This window comes from Gemmatimonadota bacterium, from assembly GCA_021295815.1.
Taxonomy (GTDB): domain Bacteria; phylum Gemmatimonadota; class Gemmatimonadetes; order Longimicrobiales; family Gaopeijiaceae; genus JAGWBQ01.
The window spans coordinates 110989-111842 of sequence record JAGWBQ010000013.1 but is presented as its reverse complement, the minus strand read 5'-3'; the positions used below and the strand labels follow the sequence as shown (position 1 = coordinate 111842).

Here is an 854-nt window from a genome sequence, read left to right as displayed (position 1 = left end):
CACGACCGAGTTGTGAACCTGGCCCGGGAACGGGTCCACCCGGACGACGTTGAAATCGTAGTCCAACATGGTCCGACCGCGGTGCCGGTCGAACACGTGGATGTACTGCGGTCCGGCGGTGACGTGCGAGATCGATTCGTACTCGCCCGGCCCTTCCCCCGAGCGCCCGTACGAGCGAATGAAACGACCCGTCTCGTCGAACACGGAAACGGAGGGCGGGCGGGAACGGCCGATGTGGATCCGGTTCCGGCGGTCCACGGCGACAGTGGAAAGTCGATAAATCGTCTCGAGCCCAGGTCCGTCCAAACCGCCGATCGTCACCACCGTGTCGAGCACGATGGCGCACTCCTGACAAGTGACCTCGCCCGACACGGTGAGCGTGTCCTGGGCCGCCGCGACCGGGGCCGCCGTTGGAAGCAGGACGGTAGCGGCCCTTCGTCCCATCAACGATCCGCGTCGGTAAGGACGGCCTGAACCTCGGTCAGCACGTCCTCGTCCGCCTGGCTGGGCGGAGCAAGCGCGAGAAGCGACATGATGGAGAGGAGGAGGACCACGGCGAGCATGATCGGACGGATGAGCGACCGAGTCAGCTCATTCGGGGGGGGAGGGGGGGGCTGAAAAACTGCATGTTATCTCCCTGGTGATAAGCCCAAGTGGAAGGTGGTGACGGTTCGAAGGTCGGTATGACCATCGACACTGGCGGAGGCAGGTTAACAGGATTTCGCAGGGTGGCAAGGGCAGGCTTTGTCCGCAAGCTGCCTAGCCTCTCAGGATTTCCAGTTGCGGCCACTCCGCCCACCGACCGCGAGTGAAATCGGGCACGTCGACGGGACGACTTCGGTTCGCCACCGACC

At 64.3% G+C, this 854-nt stretch carries 1 protein-coding gene; it reads right to left on the bottom strand.

Annotated features, from left to right (window positions below):
• Positions 1-444 (bottom strand): 6-bladed beta-propeller (locus J4G12_07260; GenBank protein MCE2455608.1); only part of this gene is annotated, 444 nt, incomplete at its 3' end.
• Positions 445-854: the final 410 nt, after the last annotated feature.